At 32.8% G+C, this 17338-nt stretch carries 12 protein-coding genes and 1 pseudogene; 6 read left to right on the top strand and 7 right to left on the bottom strand.

Annotated elements, in window-relative coordinates; all coding sequences use genetic code 11:
- Positions 1–198: 198 nt before the first annotated feature.
- Both AAGD29_RS00505 and AAGD29_RS00500 read right to left on the bottom strand, forming a co-directional pair.
- Positions 199–705, bottom strand: a pseudogene (locus AAGD29_RS00505) (integrase core domain-containing protein); the annotation flags it as partial.
- Between the two features lie 43 nt (positions 706–748).
- Complete coding sequence (locus AAGD29_RS00500) at positions 749–1684, bottom strand: IS110 family transposase (RefSeq protein ID WP_341757706.1); 936 nt, start codon at positions 1682–1684, stop codon at positions 749–751.
- Positions 1685–2588: 904 nt separating this feature from the next.
- Between AAGD29_RS00500 and AAGD29_RS00495 the strand changes: the two genes are divergently transcribed.
- Entirely contained in the window at positions 2589–4904 is a 2316-nt protein-coding gene (locus AAGD29_RS00495) for a hypothetical protein (RefSeq protein WP_341758110.1), read from the top strand.
- Positions 4905–5068: 164 nt separating this feature from the next.
- On the opposite strand, the gene cyoE is transcribed toward AAGD29_RS00495, so the two are convergent.
- The 4 genes from cyoE to lgt all read right to left on the bottom strand — a co-directional run bounded on the left by cyoE (position 5069) and on the right by lgt (position 10206).
- Positions 5069–5944 carry a heme o synthase gene (gene cyoE, locus AAGD29_RS00490; RefSeq protein WP_341758805.1) on the bottom strand — a complete coding sequence of 292 codons (876 nt, stop codon included), beginning with the start codon at positions 5942–5944 and terminating at the stop codon, positions 5069–5071.
- Between the two features lie 59 nt (positions 5945–6003).
- Positions 6004–8214, bottom strand: a complete 2211-nt coding sequence (parC, locus tag AAGD29_RS00485; protein ID WP_341758804.1) for a DNA topoisomerase IV subunit A — start codon at positions 8212–8214, stop codon at positions 6004–6006.
- A gap of 142 nt (positions 8215–8356) precedes the next feature.
- Positions 8357–9436 carry a class I SAM-dependent methyltransferase gene (locus tag AAGD29_RS00480; protein ID WP_341758109.1) on the bottom strand — a complete coding sequence of 360 codons (1080 nt, stop codon included), beginning with the start codon at positions 9434–9436 and terminating at the stop codon, positions 8357–8359.
- Complete coding sequence (lgt, locus tag AAGD29_RS00475) at positions 9415–10206, bottom strand: prolipoprotein diacylglyceryl transferase (protein WP_341758108.1); 792 nt, start codon at positions 10204–10206, stop codon at positions 9415–9417. The genes AAGD29_RS00480 and lgt overlap by 22 nt, the downstream gene beginning before the upstream one ends.
- Positions 10207–10591: 385 nt before the next feature.
- On the opposite strand from lgt, the gene AAGD29_RS00470 reads away from it, so the two are divergent.
- Positions 10592–11755: a mechanosensitive ion channel family protein gene (locus AAGD29_RS00470; RefSeq protein ID WP_341758107.1), complete on the top strand. Its 1164-nt coding sequence runs from the start codon at positions 10592–10594 to the stop codon at positions 11753–11755.
- Between the two features lie 8 nt (positions 11756–11763).
- Complete coding sequence (locus AAGD29_RS00465; protein ID WP_341758106.1) at positions 11764–12483, top strand: class II aldolase/adducin family protein; 720 nt, start codon at positions 11764–11766, stop codon at positions 12481–12483.
- A 137-nt stretch (positions 12484–12620) separates the two neighbouring features.
- Here the strand turns inward: AAGD29_RS00465 and erpA are convergent, their stop codons facing one another.
- Entirely contained in the window at positions 12621–12953 is a 333-nt protein-coding gene (gene erpA / locus AAGD29_RS00460) for an iron-sulfur cluster insertion protein ErpA (protein WP_341758105.1), read from the bottom strand.
- Positions 12954–13302: 349 nt separating this feature from the next.
- Here erpA and AAGD29_RS00455 point away from each other — a divergent pair, with 349 nt between their 5' ends.
- The 3 genes from AAGD29_RS00455 to AAGD29_RS00445 are packed head-to-tail and all read left to right on the top strand — an operon-like array spanning position 13303 to position 17031.
- Positions 13303–14454 carry a deoxyguanosinetriphosphate triphosphohydrolase gene (locus AAGD29_RS00455; protein ID WP_341758104.1) on the top strand — a complete coding sequence of 384 codons (1152 nt, stop codon included), beginning with the start codon at positions 13303–13305 and terminating at the stop codon, positions 14452–14454.
- A gap of 3 nt (positions 14455–14457) precedes the next feature.
- Positions 14458–16197: an arginine--tRNA ligase gene (argS, locus tag AAGD29_RS00450; protein ID WP_341758103.1), complete on the top strand. Its 1740-nt coding sequence runs from the start codon at positions 14458–14460 to the stop codon at positions 16195–16197.
- A gap of 24 nt (positions 16198–16221) precedes the next feature.
- Positions 16222–17031, top strand: coding sequence for an SPOR domain-containing protein (locus AAGD29_RS00445; RefSeq protein WP_341758102.1), 810 nt, complete (start codon positions 16222–16224; stop codon positions 17029–17031).
- The last annotated feature ends 307 nt before the right edge of the window (positions 17032–17338 follow it).

The raw sequence follows: 17338 nt of genomic DNA, 5'->3' as shown, positions 1-17338 counted from the left end.
TCTAACTGTGTAGTCTTCAAAAATATGGGTGATAATGACACCTATTTATTTTTAATAGAATCACGTAGTTTATCATCTTAAGTTTAGTTATGCCTCTACAGCGGGGAAAGTAACAAGAAAAAACACTAGCAGATAATTAACAAAAGAGGAAGATTATGGTGGATTCAAAGAAAATACCAACCACAAGTAAGGAAATAACTAGGTGTTTAGTCCCAGGGTGTGGTGGTTAGGATTAATAATAAATTTATTTGGATCAGATGTCCATGTTTTTATGATAAATTCATAAGGAGTTAAACCTTTAAGAGCTTTAAGTCTTTTTGCGAAATTGTAGGCATTGATAAAATCATATAAATGTTGTTTAAGTTGCTGATGATTATCATAATAAAAACGTTTGACAGTTGCCTCTTTAATAGTACGATTCATACGTTCTACCTGTCCATTAGTCCATGGATGATTAACTTTTGTTAGCCTGTGTTCAATATTGTATTCATAGCAAATACGATCAAAAATATGCATCCAAGCATGCTTATCTACTGTTCTGTTAGTAAATTGAATACCATTATCTGTCAAAATAGTATGAATTTTATAAGGTATAGCTTTAATTAAATTACAAAAAAATTGTGCTGTTTCTGTCTTTGTACATCTTGGTAAAAGTTCTACATACACAAACTTTGAAGTGCGATCAATAGCAACAAATAGACAGAGATGGGAATCTACCGTCTTGCTAGTCAAGAAAAAAAGTAGATTATTATTCATAAATTTTATTATTTTTTACCATAGAATTTAAACAAATAATTATTTTACGCATAACGGTTACTAAAGCGACCTTTGCTTTTTTACCAGCATTAGTCATACGTTCATATAATGCCTTCATTTTGTCATTATGACGCATCGCTACTAAAGCAGCCATATACAAGCTTTTTCGAACAAAAAACCTGCCCCCTCTAATATGAGCCCCATTAGTTTTTTGACCGCTTTGGCTTGTTTTTGGGGCGAGTCCAACTAAGCTTGCAATTTCCTTATTGCTCAGCACACCAAGCTCTGGCAGTTCTATTAGCAAAACACTAGCTGTTTTTTCACCTATACCTTTATAGCTTATGAGTAAATCATTTTTTGCCTTTAAACTCTTATCTTCCTTTATAGCAGCCTTTATATCTTTTCTAATTTCCTCAAGCTGTTTTTTGCCACACTTTATCATTTTTTCGAGATATTTCTTAGCCTTCTCGGATGCAACTTTTGTTCTGCATTGATTAGCATGTATATCTTCTTCTATATTACGTTCTATGCTCCTTAGAGATTGTAATTCTTCTTGTATAACAGAAATTATTTGGTCTCCTTTCTCATCATTAGCAATAAAAGCTGCATATTTCTCAAGTAATAACGCATCCAATTTATCAGTTTTAGCAAAATGGTTACAGACCTTAGCAAAAGCGTGAACTCTATTAGGATGAGCTCTATGCACAGCAAGCCCGGCTTGTTGCAACATCCTCATAACCAAACGTTCATAACCGCCAGTAGATTCCAAAACAGTAAGCACAATATTTCGAGAAGCTATTTCTGATTTTATAAAATCAGAAATAGCTTTATCTGTATTTTTAATCTTACAATGAATATTGTTCATAGATATATCAAGCGTATTTTTTGAAACATCTATTCCCATAAATATCTTGCTTTTTTCAGTCATTTGCTTTACCTATAATTAGTGGTTGTTTTGCAAAGTTTTGATACATGATTGTAAATTCGATCTCTAAAGGATCATCCTACCGTTCGTATTATACTTTGCGATTCAAGGAAGGAGTGCACCAAGATTCCCTCGGTCTTTAAAGACCAATCTAAATTAAACGGCGTCACTCCTTCCGACCATATTAACTCCATATTGAGCTAATATTCAAGATACAATCTAAAAAAATAGCCTAAAAGACTATTAAACATTATTAGATCCTAGTTTTCGCTGGGATGACATAGTTTTGACATTAGTATTACAACTGTAGTGCTAAATAGCGTAGTTAATAATGGGAAATGGTATTACATCAAATTGAGGTTATTACTATGGTTAAAACCTTCTCGAGTTCGCTATACTGAAAAACTTGAAGTATTTGCAAAGATACCATACGTTACAAAAAAGTTACTATTTATTATGGTTATTAATATAATTTTCGTGATGTTATATGATATTACTTGATTACTGGCTATAAACCTGTCTTAATTTATTGAAGACGTCTTGTATCGCTAAATTATGAAAGAGGAAGTTTTGGGAAAAAATTAAGCAAGGAGCATAAATGGATCAAAATATGTATCATTCCTTGCTTAATTTTGACAACAAGATTGCCTTACAATGATGAAGTTATGCAAGAGCCTATTTCTACATACTATAAGTTGTAGTACTGGAGTACCAGTAGTACAACTGCTGTCATTCTCAGCAATGGCGGGAATCTTATCTAATAGCCTTTGCAGGTTATTTTTTGGATCCTCGCCGTAGCTCGGATGACAGCTTTGAGTACTACACAACTAAAGTTTAGCAGCAGGTTTAGATAATATAAAATCTAACTGCTACTAATTAAATAATAAAACAATAAGTAGAGGATATTATGTTTAAAGTGTTTCATAAGAAATCTAGTCCAGATAAGAGTTCTACTAGTATAGGCAATAGTGCTACTCTAGGTAGAAATTCTAGCCTAAGGAGTACTGGTAATGATACTAGTACTGATCCTATTTTAGATGCCAAATTAAAGATTAAATTTCAATCTTTCCAAGATATGCTTGAAACTTTAGAAAAACATGGTGATATAGTACTCCTGAAAGAATATAAAGATTTATATGAAGATATACAAAAATCTGAACTTTCAGCTACGAACAAAAATTTGTTACTCTTTAAGATATGCGAGGATAAAGCTGGTATAGCTTGGCAAAAAGGAAAATTTTCAACACATGAAAAGTCCTTAAAAAAGATGTTCAGTATTGATGTACCATCCGCTATTATAGCATTAGAACACTGGTATGTTGAGTATGTTAAGTATGAAAAAAATATAAATAAAGAGGCAAACAATATAAATAAAAAAGCAAAAGACTGTATAAAGAATATTAGAGAACTATACACAGAATCGATAAGTACGATAAAAACAGAAGTAAACTCATTACTTCAGGACAAAAAATATGGTGAAGCTGTTAAAAAGCTAGAATATTTGACTGCACATAGCAATAGTTTCCATATATCTGCCATACACGCTCAAATTTTTATAAAACAAGGTGATGACTTGGTAGCTAATGGAAAAACATCAGAGGCTAAAGAATGTTACGAGAAAGCTTATCAGGATTGTAAGTCAAAATTATCTATAGACAAAGATGTACCATACTATGTTATTCATGATACCTTTAAAGTATTAGAAGGCAAGCTTACCGTAGTTGGTAATACAAAACTTGCTGCCGAAGCTGCTACCTATGCTTCAAAGTACAAACCGAATCTAGTTAAGATTCTTATAGAACAAGGTGATGACTTGGCAGCTGCTGGAAAAACATCAGAGGCTAAAAAATGTTACGAGAAAGCTTATCAGGATTGTAAGTCAAAATTATCTAAAGACAAAGATGTACCATACGATGTTATTCATGATACCTTTAAAGTATTAGAAGACAAGTTGTCCATAGTTGGTGATACAAAACTTGCTGCCGAAGCCGCTAGCTATGCTTCAAAGTACAACCCGAATGCATCTGCAGTTCCACCTGTGAACCCTAAGATAAAGCAACTTGAAAAAACACTCGTAAAAGTTGTTACTCAAATAGAGACGGTTAGAACTCTTGATGAACAGAATAGAGAGTTAGAGAAACTTGAAGCTCAACACAAAGCTGCATTAGAGGAAGTTAAAGCTCAACACAAAGCTGCATTAGAGGCACTTAGAACTAAAGCTTCACCTACAAAAGATACTAAAGTGGATGGAGTCGGTGACTCTTCTATTCCTTCAGCTCCACCATCGTATGACTATATAGCTGGTCTAGCTGGTAATAAATATTTGCAACTTGCTAAAAATGCCCCCACAGCTTCCATAGCTGAGGTCGTTACTCCTCTTGCCTCAGAGGTTTTAGCTGAGGTCGTTCCTCCTCTTGCCCCAGAGGTTTTAGCTGAGTTAACTGAGTTAGCTAAGTTGATTTCGTCGCTTGATTACCGGAATTCAAACTATGGCCCTACTAAAGATAAGGCTAAAAAACTTTTGAATGAAGTTGTTAAAGAGAATCCTGATGTATATAAAACTATAGATGATCCTAAAATTTTGGTGCTTCTTGCTGACGTTCTTTTTTCTTTAAATGACGTGAAGGTAGCAAGAATAGTTTGTGAGAAGGCTCTTAAATCTGATTCAGATATATGGAAAGCTACCAATGATCAGATAGTTTTGCTAAATTTAGCTGGAGTTCTTTTATCTTCTTCAAATGAATCTAAAGCTAAAGAAGTTTATAGTAAAGCTATTAGTATTCGTATTTATTCTAAAGATGAACGTGGTAGTTATATAATTGATAGTAAGGGAACTACTATAGTATCCAAGACTGTTGCTCAAGATCAATATACTGATGCAGAAAGGGAGTGCTTAGTTAAGGTCTGTTTATCTGCCTCTAAACTATTTCAGAAAGTACAAGCTCTAGATTGTTACCCACATACATATGTCACTAAAAGACACGATATAGCTGTGCAATTAAAACAGTCAGCTAAGCAAGTATCGGAGCTAAATTGTGGGCTGAAAGCCTATGCGTTATATTTAAAGGCTTATTCTGTTCTAAAAGACGATCAAGAATTATTGAAGGATATAACAGCATTACACAACACTCATCACTTAGAGATAGATCCAAAATATCCTAATCCCCCTACTGAAGCATCTACAGACCTCATGGGTGTGTGGTGTGCTAATAGCGATTATTAAGGGTACTCATAAGTAGTGAATAAAGCCCCATAAATTATTCCTCCTACTTCAAAGCCATTAACAGCTTTTGAGGTAGGAAGGATAGTTGCTCATGTGGTAATTTAACCTCATTCGATGTAAGACATCGTTTTTGATCCACACAACAATACCCCCTCCGCAAGCGGCTAATTTCGAGAGAAGTCCAATGTTAAAAAAATACTAAAAAGATAAAATATTGAATAGGCAAATAGTTTTTTAGCTTGTTTATGATCTTTATCATTAAACAGAGAGACAGCATAGTATAAAAAAATTATACCTAGTATAAATGCAGTTACTAAATATACAAGATTACTTATTCCTAAAAAAAAGGGCGTAAATGAAGTAATAAACATAATTATACTATAGGCAAGAATTTGCTTCTTGGTATAATATTCTCCCTTTACCACCGGCATCATCGGAACACCACAATTTTTGTAGTCTTCTGAGCGAAAAATTGCTAATGCCCACGAGTGTGGCGGTGTCCAAGTTAGAATAATCATGAATAAAGAAAAGGAGACAAGTGAAATCTCATTAGTTACTGTTGCCCAGCCAATCATAGGAGGCAATGCACCTGCAACCCCTCCAATAACTATATTTTGCATTGTTGAACGTTTTAGCCACATGGTATAAATGAAGACATAATACAATATGGTTATTAGTAATAATAAAGCAGATAGTAGATTAACACAAAGTCCCATCAAAAAAACTGAGAAGAACCCCACAACTACACCAAAAGCTAAAGCATCCTGTGGTTCTATAACCCCAATAACTAGAGGCCTGTTTTGTGTACGTTTCATTATCGCATCAATATCCCTATCATACCACATGTTAATAGCTGCACTACTACCAGCTCCAAGTGTAATACAGAGCATAGCGATGCAAGCTATAAATGGATGAATGGGGTATGGAGCAAGCCATAGACCAGAAAAGCTGGTAAATACAACAAGTGCCATAACTCTTGGTTTCATGAGTAGGATATAGTCCATAACTGAGCTATTAGACCTTTTTTGAGTAGTATTCATCTCTAGTTTTGCAAGAGGTCTATTAATATAATTAGAGGAATTATTCATATATCTTTATCTTAAGAAAATTTATTATTTTTAGGGAATCCACTAGGAGGGATTTTACCAACCGAACCTCGTCGTCCAAGAAATGGTAAAAGATCTTTCTCTACCCTAGTCTTGTCTCCTACTTTCCAGCTTAGTCCTAAACTACTATCAAATATCTTGACATCCATAAGTTTAGCATTTTTGAACTTTTGTAAAATTACCCCTTGTCCTCGTTTCATTATTGGTATTTCGTCTAGTTTAAATACTAGTAATTTCCGGTTCTCACCTATACAAGCCATACAATCACCTTCTACAGGCACACAAGCAATACAGGAATGATTTGCAGGAATTTGCATAATTTGCTTACCGAGTTTAGTTTGTGCTACTACTTCATCTGCATCAATAATAAACCCTTTGCCAATACTACTTGCCAATAAAAGTTTTTGGGTAGGTCTATAAACCAACATGCTTACTATTTCTTCATTGCCTATATCTATTATCAGCTTTATAGATTCTCCATTGCCTTTGCCTCTAAATATATTATCGGCTAGGATAGTGAAAAAACGCCCCGCTGCACTCAATATAAGAATCTTGTCAGTAGTATAGCATTCTAGAATAAAATTTTCTGCGTCTCCTTCCTTATATTTAACAGTTGATAAATCGTTATTATGACCTTTTAAAGAGCGAATCCACCCCATCTTGGAACATATTATGGTAAGAGGTTCTTTGGCTATAAAGGCTGAAATATCAACAATTTGAGCGACAATATTAGCCTCTTCAAAACTAGTTCGGCGTAACCCCAATTTAGTGCTAAAACCAAACTTTGTTTGTACCATTTTAACTTCTTTCTTAACTATCTTTCTTAATTCACTCGGATCTTGTAGAATTTTCTGTAAATTTGCATGCTCTTTTTCGAGTAGATTATGCTCGTTAATAATTTCTTGTTCTTCCAATTTTCTTAAAGATCGCAATCTTGTATTAAGAATTGCTTCAACTTGCACATCAGTTAAAGCAAACTTAGCTATCATTACTTGTTTAGCCTCATCTTCTTCACGAATAATTTTAATTATTTCATCCAAATTTAAGTAAGCTATCCTTAGACCTTTGAGAACTTCCAACCTATGTTCAATTTTGCCAATAAGAAATTTAGATCTGCGAGTAATAATATTTTGTCGGTGTAATAAAAACTCCTGCAATATTTCCAGTATATTAGCTACTTTAGGAATATTATTTGAACCTATAACATTCATATTAAGCTGAATTCTATTCTCTAAAACTGTCAGTTTGAATAATGACTCCATAATTACATTAGGATCACAATTACGATCCCTAGGTTCAATAATTAATCTTATATCTTCTGTAGATTCATCTCTAATATTGCTTATTAAAGGAATTTTTTTGTCTTTTAACAGTACAGCTATTTGTTCGATAAGTTTAGATTTTTGTACTTGATAAGGTATTTCAGTAATTACTATCTGATATAAACCATAACTTAAATCTTCCTTTGCCCATCTTGCTCTTACTCTAAAGCTACCACGCCCCACGCTATAGGCTAGGCGGATTGAATCTATTCTATCAATAATTATTCCACCGGTTGGAAAGTCAGGGCCTTTGACAAATTGCAAAATATCGTTAACATTTGATTGAGGATGGTCAATTAAATATATTAGTGCATCACATAATTCATGTAAATTATGTGGTGGTATACTGGTTGCCATTCCAACTGCTATACCTTCTGAACCATTAGCCAGTAAATTAGGAAACATAGCTGGCATAACTACCGGTTCGGTATCGGAATCATCATATGTAGCACGAAAATCGACAGTATCTTGATCTATATCTGACATTAATAAGGTGCAAATTTCTGTCATTCTTGATTCTGTATAACGCATAGCTGCTGCGTTATCTCCATCAATAGAACCAAAATTTCCTTGTCCATCAATTAGTGGATATCTGAGAGAAAAATTTTGTGCAAGACGTACTAATGTATCATACAGTGCAACGTCACTATGTGGGTGATATTTACCCATTACATCACCGACAACTCTTGCACATTTCTTATGGGCGGAGGTTGGTTCTAACCTTAGTTGGAGCATGCCGTACAATAATCTGCGATGCACTGGTTTTAACCCATCACGAACGTCGGGCAAGGATCTTGACATAATTGTTGATAGAGCATAAGAGAGGTAACGCTCTGATAATGCATTACCAAAGTCTATATTTTCTATTTTAGCATCATCTATCATACAAAACTTTTTCTTATATTTATTACGTGTTTAGTATAATATCCTAAATATATGCTAGCACTAATAGCAAAATGGTATTAAATAATAAAAATTATACTTTTTCTTTCATCAATACTCGAGGTTATTAAGGAATTATACCTTACTCCTGTACAAGGCACAATACTTTAAACAATAGTCCCATTTTATTGGGAGCTATTAGCCTATCAACTTGTTTTGCTATTATATTTGCCTCTATAGTAGGTAATTTATTTTGCAATAGTTTACTTCGTAATAATATACCATTAGCAATTAGAAAATCACGTTGTGTTATTGATCCATAAACATTTATTCCTATATTTTTACCTATTGTTTTTAAGGCATAGAAGTCAACATGTGCTGACAAGTCAGCTTCTCCTAAAGTTTCAAGCAGTGGGCAATATTTATGATTTTTTATCGCTTGTAAAGTAGGGTCGTATTGGTTACGCATTCTTTTTATTGGATCTATATCATAACCGTAATCAATAACTAAGCTAGCCCCACCAAATTTCATTATATGTTTGCTAATAAATTTTATGATTTCTAATGATTTAGGTGATTCTTCTATTACTGCTCCGTCATATGCGTTTGAGTGTTCTTGCAGTAAGTAGTGTTGCAATTCTTTACCAAGCTCTATCTTATCGAACTTAATTTTACCATCAGTTGGGTCAATAATAAGTATTGACTCGTACCAAAGTTCTTTGCTTTTAATATATTGCTTAATTGGCATAGCGTCAAAAAATTCATTCGCTATTATAATAGAAGGAATTTTAGATATATATTGTATTGCTGTATGGTGTTTAATAGGTAAACCAGTTAATTTGAGGTTTGTTTTCTGTTTCTTGATAAAATGAGGATTAATTTCAATCAATTCTATTGAAAGGGATTGGTAGAATTCTGGAACTAATTTAGCAATATTGAGAAAATCCCGCATTAATACTCCTTGTCCAGGACCTAACTCAACTAAATTAGTCTTCCGGGGACACCCCATTTTATGCCATTGATCAATAGCCCATAAAGCTATCATTTCACCAAAAAGCTGAGAAATTTCTGGAGCTGTGGTAAAATCTCCTAGGCAACCTAACTTATCTTGTTTTTGGTAGTAAGAAGAAGAATTTACCGATATTACTTGGAGCATCATTTCATCAAGCTTAATACTACCATTTTGTTCAATAAGTTTTCTTACTTTAGAGTCGATTGGCATCTAATTCGTATTATTAAATAAATTCCTAGTATTAGCATAGGTAATGATAAAATTTGTCCCATAGTTAAGTTATTAAAAATAAAGCCTATGTGGTAATCTGGCTCACGAAACATTTCTATAATAATTCGAAACATAGAATAGAATATTAGAAATATAGCAAAATTCAAACCATGAATCTTTATACTTTTATACTTAAAAGTGGTATAAGCTAAAATTAAGAATAATATAGCTCCTTCAGAAAAGGCCTCATAGAGTTGGCTGGGGTGTCTTATTTGTAGATCACTATTTGGAAAAACCATCCCCCACGGCATTTTAGTTACTCTGCCATATAATTCACCATTAATAAAATTGGCTATTCTACCTAGAAATAAACCGATGGGAGAAACTGTAGCTAATATATCGCTTAAAAGTAAGGGGTTAATTTTATACTTGCGGCAGAAAAAATAACTAGACACGATTAAACCAATCATACCCCCATGAAATGACATACCTCCTTCATAGCTCTTTAAAATGAGAATAGGATCAGAAAAATATTTAATTGGATTATATAGTAACACATAGCCTAATCTACCACCTATTACGATGCCAAGAATAGCCCAAGTAACAAAATTTTCTAAAGTTGTCGCGGTAACACCAATGTCGAATTTTTTTATAATTTTATAAGCATAGAACCACCCAACTATTATACCCAAAACATAAGCCATGGAGTACCAATAAACGGTAAATGGTCCAATAGAAAAAATAACAGGATCGATATTTGGGAAGAGCATACGGTAATTAACTTCAATTCGATGTAAAACATCGGTTTTATAGCCTAGGGTGTCCCTGTCTCTCCTTTTATGTCACCCCTGCGTAGGCAGGGGTCTAAAAAAGTCTAATAGTTTTCTTGGCTATTTTTTTAGATCCCGCACCGAAGCAGGGATGACATAATGGTGAGTAGGGGTGACATAATGGCAGCAAGGGTAACATCACCCCTACTGGTGATGATTACTTGAGCCTACTATTAATTTATTACATCGATAGTTGAGGTTAATTATATACACCAACTTGATAGATTGCAAGTGTTGGAAAAAATATTAACTAAATCATCAAATTAATTAGACTAATAGTTGGCTAATTAATATCATACAATGAACAAATATCAAAAAGGTTTATATGACACAGTATTTATGGAATCTTTATCACAAATACGATAAAGAAACTTTAATGTTAATAATTATGATAGTTTCAATCATTCCACTGATTATCGTTATTAAGACAGTAATATTTTCAATGATAAAAAACTATATTAATAAACGGCATCATGATTATGAAAAAATATTTAAAAAATATTCTATATACACCTATTTATTACATACATTGCTAAGTTTATACCTTATATTTTGGGGCAATATCTTACAGGCATTTCCTACTCCACATTGGATAATTAGTATTAAGAATATTGTAATAACACTCTATACAGGTAGCTTCGTTACACTGCTAACCCTATCTCTTATAGAGGTCTTTGCCAATATTTATCGAAACAAAATGGCAACTTCTGTACAAGCCTATTTAAGTTTATACACACAAATATCAAAAATACTTATTGTCTCTGTTGCTACCATTATAATTATTTCCAGTATTTTGAATATTTCCCTTGGTGCATTTTTTACTAGTTTAGGAGCAGCGGCAGCGTTGTTAACCTTCCTATTTAAAGATACTGTTACAGGTTTGTTGGCAAGCTTACAACTTGTTTCTCAGGATATAATACGAATTGGTGATTTTATTACTGTTCATCAGTATAATGTTGAAGGTACTGTAGAAAAAATTACTATTACAGTAGTTAAGATTAAAAATGCCGATCAAACTATTTCAACAATACCGACATCTAGTCTTTTAACAACTAATGTAGTAAATTGGCGTGGCATAACTGAATCAGTGGCAAGAAAGATTCAGAGAGCAATCTGTATTGATATAAACAGTATTGTACTTGTCCCAACTGTATTTATACAGGAATTAAAAAAATCGCCATATCTTGCAAAGGAAGTAATGAATAAAGTGGATTTGGAATCTATAGATGGTGATATAACAAACATAAAAATATTTAGATTATATGTAAAAGAATATCTTAAAAATCACCCTGCGATATATAAACAAAATTTTACATTTTTGGTACGTCAGTTAGCTCCAACCCCTAATGGTTTACCAATAGAATTATACGTCTTTACTAATGAAACAAGAAGGGATATATATGAAGATATTCAAACCGATATTTTTGATCATTTATTTGCAGTGATTCCTGAATTCAAATTAAAAGTATTTCAAAATAGTAATGTATAAAGATAACAATGACTTTAGAAGAGATCAAATTTAACTTGGCTTCTGCATATCAAATTCTTGCGATTTTGGCCTTAGATGACCATACTTATACACATCTATCTGCAAGACCTGAAGGGGCGGATTTTTACTATATTTATCCTTTTGGTTTAAGGTTTGAAGAAGTAACTAGCGATAATCTACTGCGGGTTGGTTTCGATGGAACAGTCCTAGAGGGTAGCGAAGATAGTTACAATGAAACCGGCTACGTCACTCACGGTAATATATACAAAAACAGATCAGACATTTTATCTATCTTTCATCTACATACTCCAGCAACTGTTGCTGTATCATCCATGCGAGTTGGATTGATGCCCATAAGTCAATGGGCGTTGCATTTTTATGAAAAACTATCTTATCATGATTATAACTCTCTTCTACTTACATCTAATCAAAGTAATAAAATGCTTGATGATCTTGGACAAAATTATGTTATGTTTCTACGTAATCATGGAATGTTAGCTTGTGGGAAAACAATCCATGAGGCCATGTTCTATACTTATCATCTAGAGCAAGCATGTAAGACCCAATGTTTAGCATGTTCAACAAATCAGGAGTTAATCTTGCCATCTCAAGAAATTTGTAAAAAATCTGTGCAAGATCTATTGTCATTTGAAGAAGATTTAGGCAAACGTGACTGGATTGCTTGGCTTAACTTACTTAACTCAATTCGATGTAAAACATCGGTTTAATAGTCTAGGGTGTCTTTGCCCCTTCCGATGTCACCCCTGATGGCGATGATTACTTGAGCCTACTATTAATTTATTACATCGATACTTGAGGTTACTTAAGAGAGTTAGTTCTGCAAAGCAGAAGAGTATATACAGTATTATACAGAGAATGAATTACCACACCCACACTTAGTTTTTGCATTGGGATTTCTAATTTCAAAATAGGAACTACCTAATTCTTCGATAAAATCTATTATACAATCAACCATAAACTGCTGAGATATTTCATCGATAACTACTTTAATATTATCTTTTTCTATAATACAGTCATCTTTTGTTATGTCATTGCTTGGAACGAGAGCGTAATTATAAACAAATCCAGAACAGCCTCCACCATCAACAACTACTCTAAGAACCAAACTTGGATTACTTTCTAATTTTATTAGCTCATCTACTCTTTTAAAAGCATTATCAGTAACTTTTATTGACATGATCTTATATTATTAAAGACCTTTAAAATAATCCTAAAAACCTAATTTTGCAAGAGTTTCATTTAAAAACCTTGAAAAGCTTGGTAGGTGATTCTATACTACCCTAATTCGCAGTAAATATAGCTAATCTGACTAACATTACTCCGTCTATTAGCGAGCAGTAGCGAAACATGACGAAGCAATCCAGTTTTGTGTCATCCCTGCGAATGCAGGGATCTAGATTCCCGCCGTTGCTAAGAATGACAACTTACAATTGCTTCGTCGTACTCACGCACTCCTCGCTAATAGACGGAAAAGCTATCTAAAACATTAACGGGTGGCTATATGGTTAATATATAGGAGTTAATATATGCTTGCTTCATATGCAGTAGATCCAGCTAAGAGTAGGGGGAGATTGTTTAATGAATATCCTACATCTTATAGAAATGAATTTGAACGAGATCGGGATCGTATAATTCATTCAAAGGCTTTCAGACGTTTACAATATAAAACCCAGGTTTTTATTAATCATGAAGGGGATCATTATCGAAATCGCCTTACTCATTCGATTGAAGTTTCTACGGTTGCCCGTTCTATTGCTAAAACCCTTAATTTATCAAGTGATTTAGCTGAAACTGTAGGTCTTGCTCATGATCTTGGGCATACTCCTTTTGGTCATGCAGGGGAGATAGCACTAAATAAATGTATGGAAGATTATGGTGGATTTTCCCATAATGCTCACTCATTAAAGATTCTTACTAAAGTAGAGAAAAGATACGCGGCTTATAATGGATTAAATTTGACATGGGAAGTACTAGAAGGCATTGTTAAACATAATGGTCCTTTAATAAATAACATACCTAAATATATAGTAGAGTATGATTTACAGCATGATCTTGACTTATCTCACTATTCCTCAGCTGAAGCTCAAATTGCTTCATTAGCTGATGATATTAGTTATATTTCTCATGATTTGGAAGATAGTGTTGGTGCTAAGATTATTGATTTTAATCATCTAGCAGAAATTAAATTTATTGATCAATATGCTTTTGAAATTAAGTCCAAGTTTAAGGATATAACAACTTCTCGTCTTATTTATGAAATTGTACGTAAATTGATGAGTGATTTAATTACCGATCTATTGCTACAAACAAATGATAACTTACAAAAACAGAAAATAACTACAACAGCTGATATACGACATCTTGATTATCAGATTGTTGATTTTACTGACGAGACAAAAGAACATATAACGGCAATTAGACAATTCTTGTATAATAAAGTATATAAACATAATAAACTGACCTCTATAACTTTAAAGTGTCAAAACATTATACAAGGGTTATTTAGAGTATATATGGATAATGTTGATTTGTTACCATTTAGTTGGAAAGAATTAATTATACCAGGGGATATAAAATCCAAAGCTGATATAGTAGCAGATTATATCGCTGGCATGACTGACCGCTTTGCTATTCAAGAATATCAAGATCTTTATTCCTTCAATTTTAATAATATTTGATTTATGAATATATTTAATAAATTACGTGAAGATATCATTAGTGCAGCTAGACAAATATGCGATAATGAAGATGTGTTACAATTGGCGGCTATAGAAATTCCTAAAGATAATCTCAATGGTGATCTTTCAAGTAATATAGCTATGATTATTGCTGCAAAACAAAATATTAAACCCAAGGAACTAGCTATTAGATTTAAGGAAATATTAACGCCTCTTCCGTATATTGCGTCTATAGAAGTTGCTGGTCCAGGATTTATTAACTTTACTATCAAAGCAGATATGTGGCATAACTCTATCAATGACATATTGCTGGATAAGGAGGATTTTTTTAAGATTAATTTTGGTAATAATCAAAAGGTTAATATTGAATATGTATCTGCAAATCCAACTGGTCCTATGCATATTGGTCATGCTAGAGGTGCTGTTTATGGTGATGCTTTAGCCAAAGTTCTAGATAGTACTGGCTATATTGTGACCAAAGAATATTACCTTAATGATGCCGGCTCTCAAGTGGATGACTTAGCTAGTTCAGTTATTCTACGCTATAAACAAGCGTTAACAAAAGAAGAGATCGTAATACCAGAAGGGCTTTATCCTGGAGAATATTTGGTAGATGTTGGACAAAAGTTGGTGGAAAAATTTGGTGATAAATTATTAACAATGACCGATAGACAACGTCATGAACTTGTTAAGGATTTTGCAGTAGAAGAAATGTTAGCTATAATTAAACAGGATTTAAAGGAGCTAGATATTGAACACGAGGTATTCTTCTCAGAAAAGTCACTGCATGATAGTGGTAAGATTGATGAAGCTGTACAAATGCTTACTAAAATGGGACTAATATATGAGGGGCAGTTGCCCCCTCCTAAAGGTAAAATAGATGAATCTTGGGATTCAAGAACTCAGAAATTGTTTAAATCTACGGCTTTTGGTGATAATCAAGATAGACCAATAGAAAAATCTGACGGTAGTTGGTCATATTTTGCCTCTGATTTAGCTTACGCTAAGGATAAAATAGATCGTGGTTTTAATCATCTAGTTTATATTCTAGGTGCAGATCATTGTGGTTACGTAAAAAGAATTGAGGCAATAGTTAAAGCTCTTGGTGGAAAAAAAGTTAAAGTTGATGTTAAGATTTGCCAGTTAGTAAATTTTGTTGAAAACGGTATCGCTATAAAAATGTCAAAACGTAGCGGTAATTTTACTAGTGTACGAGATGTAACAAATGAGGTAGGTAAAGATATAATAAGATTTATAATGCTAACCCGTAAAAATGATATTACTCTTGACTTCGACCTAGTAAAAGTAAAAGAACAATCAAAAGATAATCCTGTATTTTACGTACAATATGCTCATGTTAGGACAATGTCTATACTGGAAAAAGCTAAAGAATCCATGCCAAAAGCATATAGTAAATTCCTAGAGAATGAGAATGAGTATGACTTGTCGTTACTTTCCAGCGAAGAGGAAATAGAAATAATTAAACTTCTTGCTTCATGGTCAAAAGTTTTAGAGATTTCGGCGAAATATTTTGAACCCCACAGAGTAACTTTTTATCTGATTAATTTGGCTTCAAAATTCCATGCTTTATGGAATTTTGGCAAAGAAAATAATGATTATCGGTTTCTAATTGAAGATAATATAGAGTTAACCACTGCTCGGCTTGCTTTAGCAAAGTCTATTCAAAAGATTATAAAAGTTGGTTTTGGTGTTATAGGGGTAACGCCTATGAATAAAATGTAATGAAGTATTGTAATTTATAAGTTGATGACTAACCGCACTTTACTCTTACTAATTATTCTCTCAATAATTAGTGGTATTACATATTTAGTTTATACTAATTACAGCCGAAATAGTGGTCAAGTAGTAACAATTTACCCTGATCTATCACCTACAAAAATTAAACCACAAGATAGCGGTGGGATAGTAATACCAAATGCGAATAATATAATTTATGAGAGTTTACAACAAAAAAAGACCAACAAACCTGTAATATTACAACCTGAACCGGAAAAGCCATTAAATATCGCTAAACAAAAACTAGCAGAAAGTAATGAAGAACTTGACTCGATAGACACGATTTTATTTAGTATAGTAGAAACTGATCAAGCTAAGTATGAAAAACACAAACTAAGTAAAGATGAAGAAGAAACGGAAACAATTTTACCTAATATAATAAAAAATGACTTGGTGCAAAAAGAGAATTTAATAGAACAAAAATCTGTTCCAATAGTTCAACAATCTAATAATAAAGCTGGTTTAAATGTAATAAAAGTTACTGAATCACATCGCAAAATTGATGAAATACAGTTAAATAAGTTAAATCAAGGCGGTTATAAAATTCAACTAGCCTCGGTAAAATCTGAATCAGAAGCTAATCAAGAAGGAGAAAGAATCAAAAAAAAATATGCAAAAATCCTTAATAATACGGTAGTAAATATTAAGAAGATACAATCTAGTACAGGAAGTTTTTTCTATTTAGTATTAGTAGGTAACTACCAAAGTATAAGCCAAGCTAAAGCGATCTGTAAGAAACTATCTGACAATCAGCAAGGTTGTATAATCACTAACCGTTGATGTATTCTTAACTCATGTATGGAGCTCCTGTAAAATGCAAGAAAAAAAATAACGTCAATAGCAAAAAAGCAAATGCATACATGTATCCGACTTATAACAAAGTAAATTTTATTAATATTTTTTAATAATACAGATAAAACTCACTGGGAATGTTCGTCTAACTGTGTCAAATAGAAAAAGATAATCTTTTAAATATATAAAATAAAGATTATTGATGTTGTAAATAGCGAAGAATGTGGATAAGTTACTATCAACTTATCCACATGTTCTTCGCGTAAAATAATAGGAAATTTGACATGAGTAAAGC

Origin of the sequence: Candidatus Tisiphia endosymbiont of Ditula angustiorana, from assembly GCF_964026425.1 — a bacterium.
Taxonomy (GTDB): Bacteria; Pseudomonadota; Alphaproteobacteria; order Rickettsiales; family Rickettsiaceae; genus Tisiphia.
The sequence above is the reverse complement of the archived record's forward strand: the minus strand, read 5'-3'. Positions and strand labels throughout refer to the sequence as shown.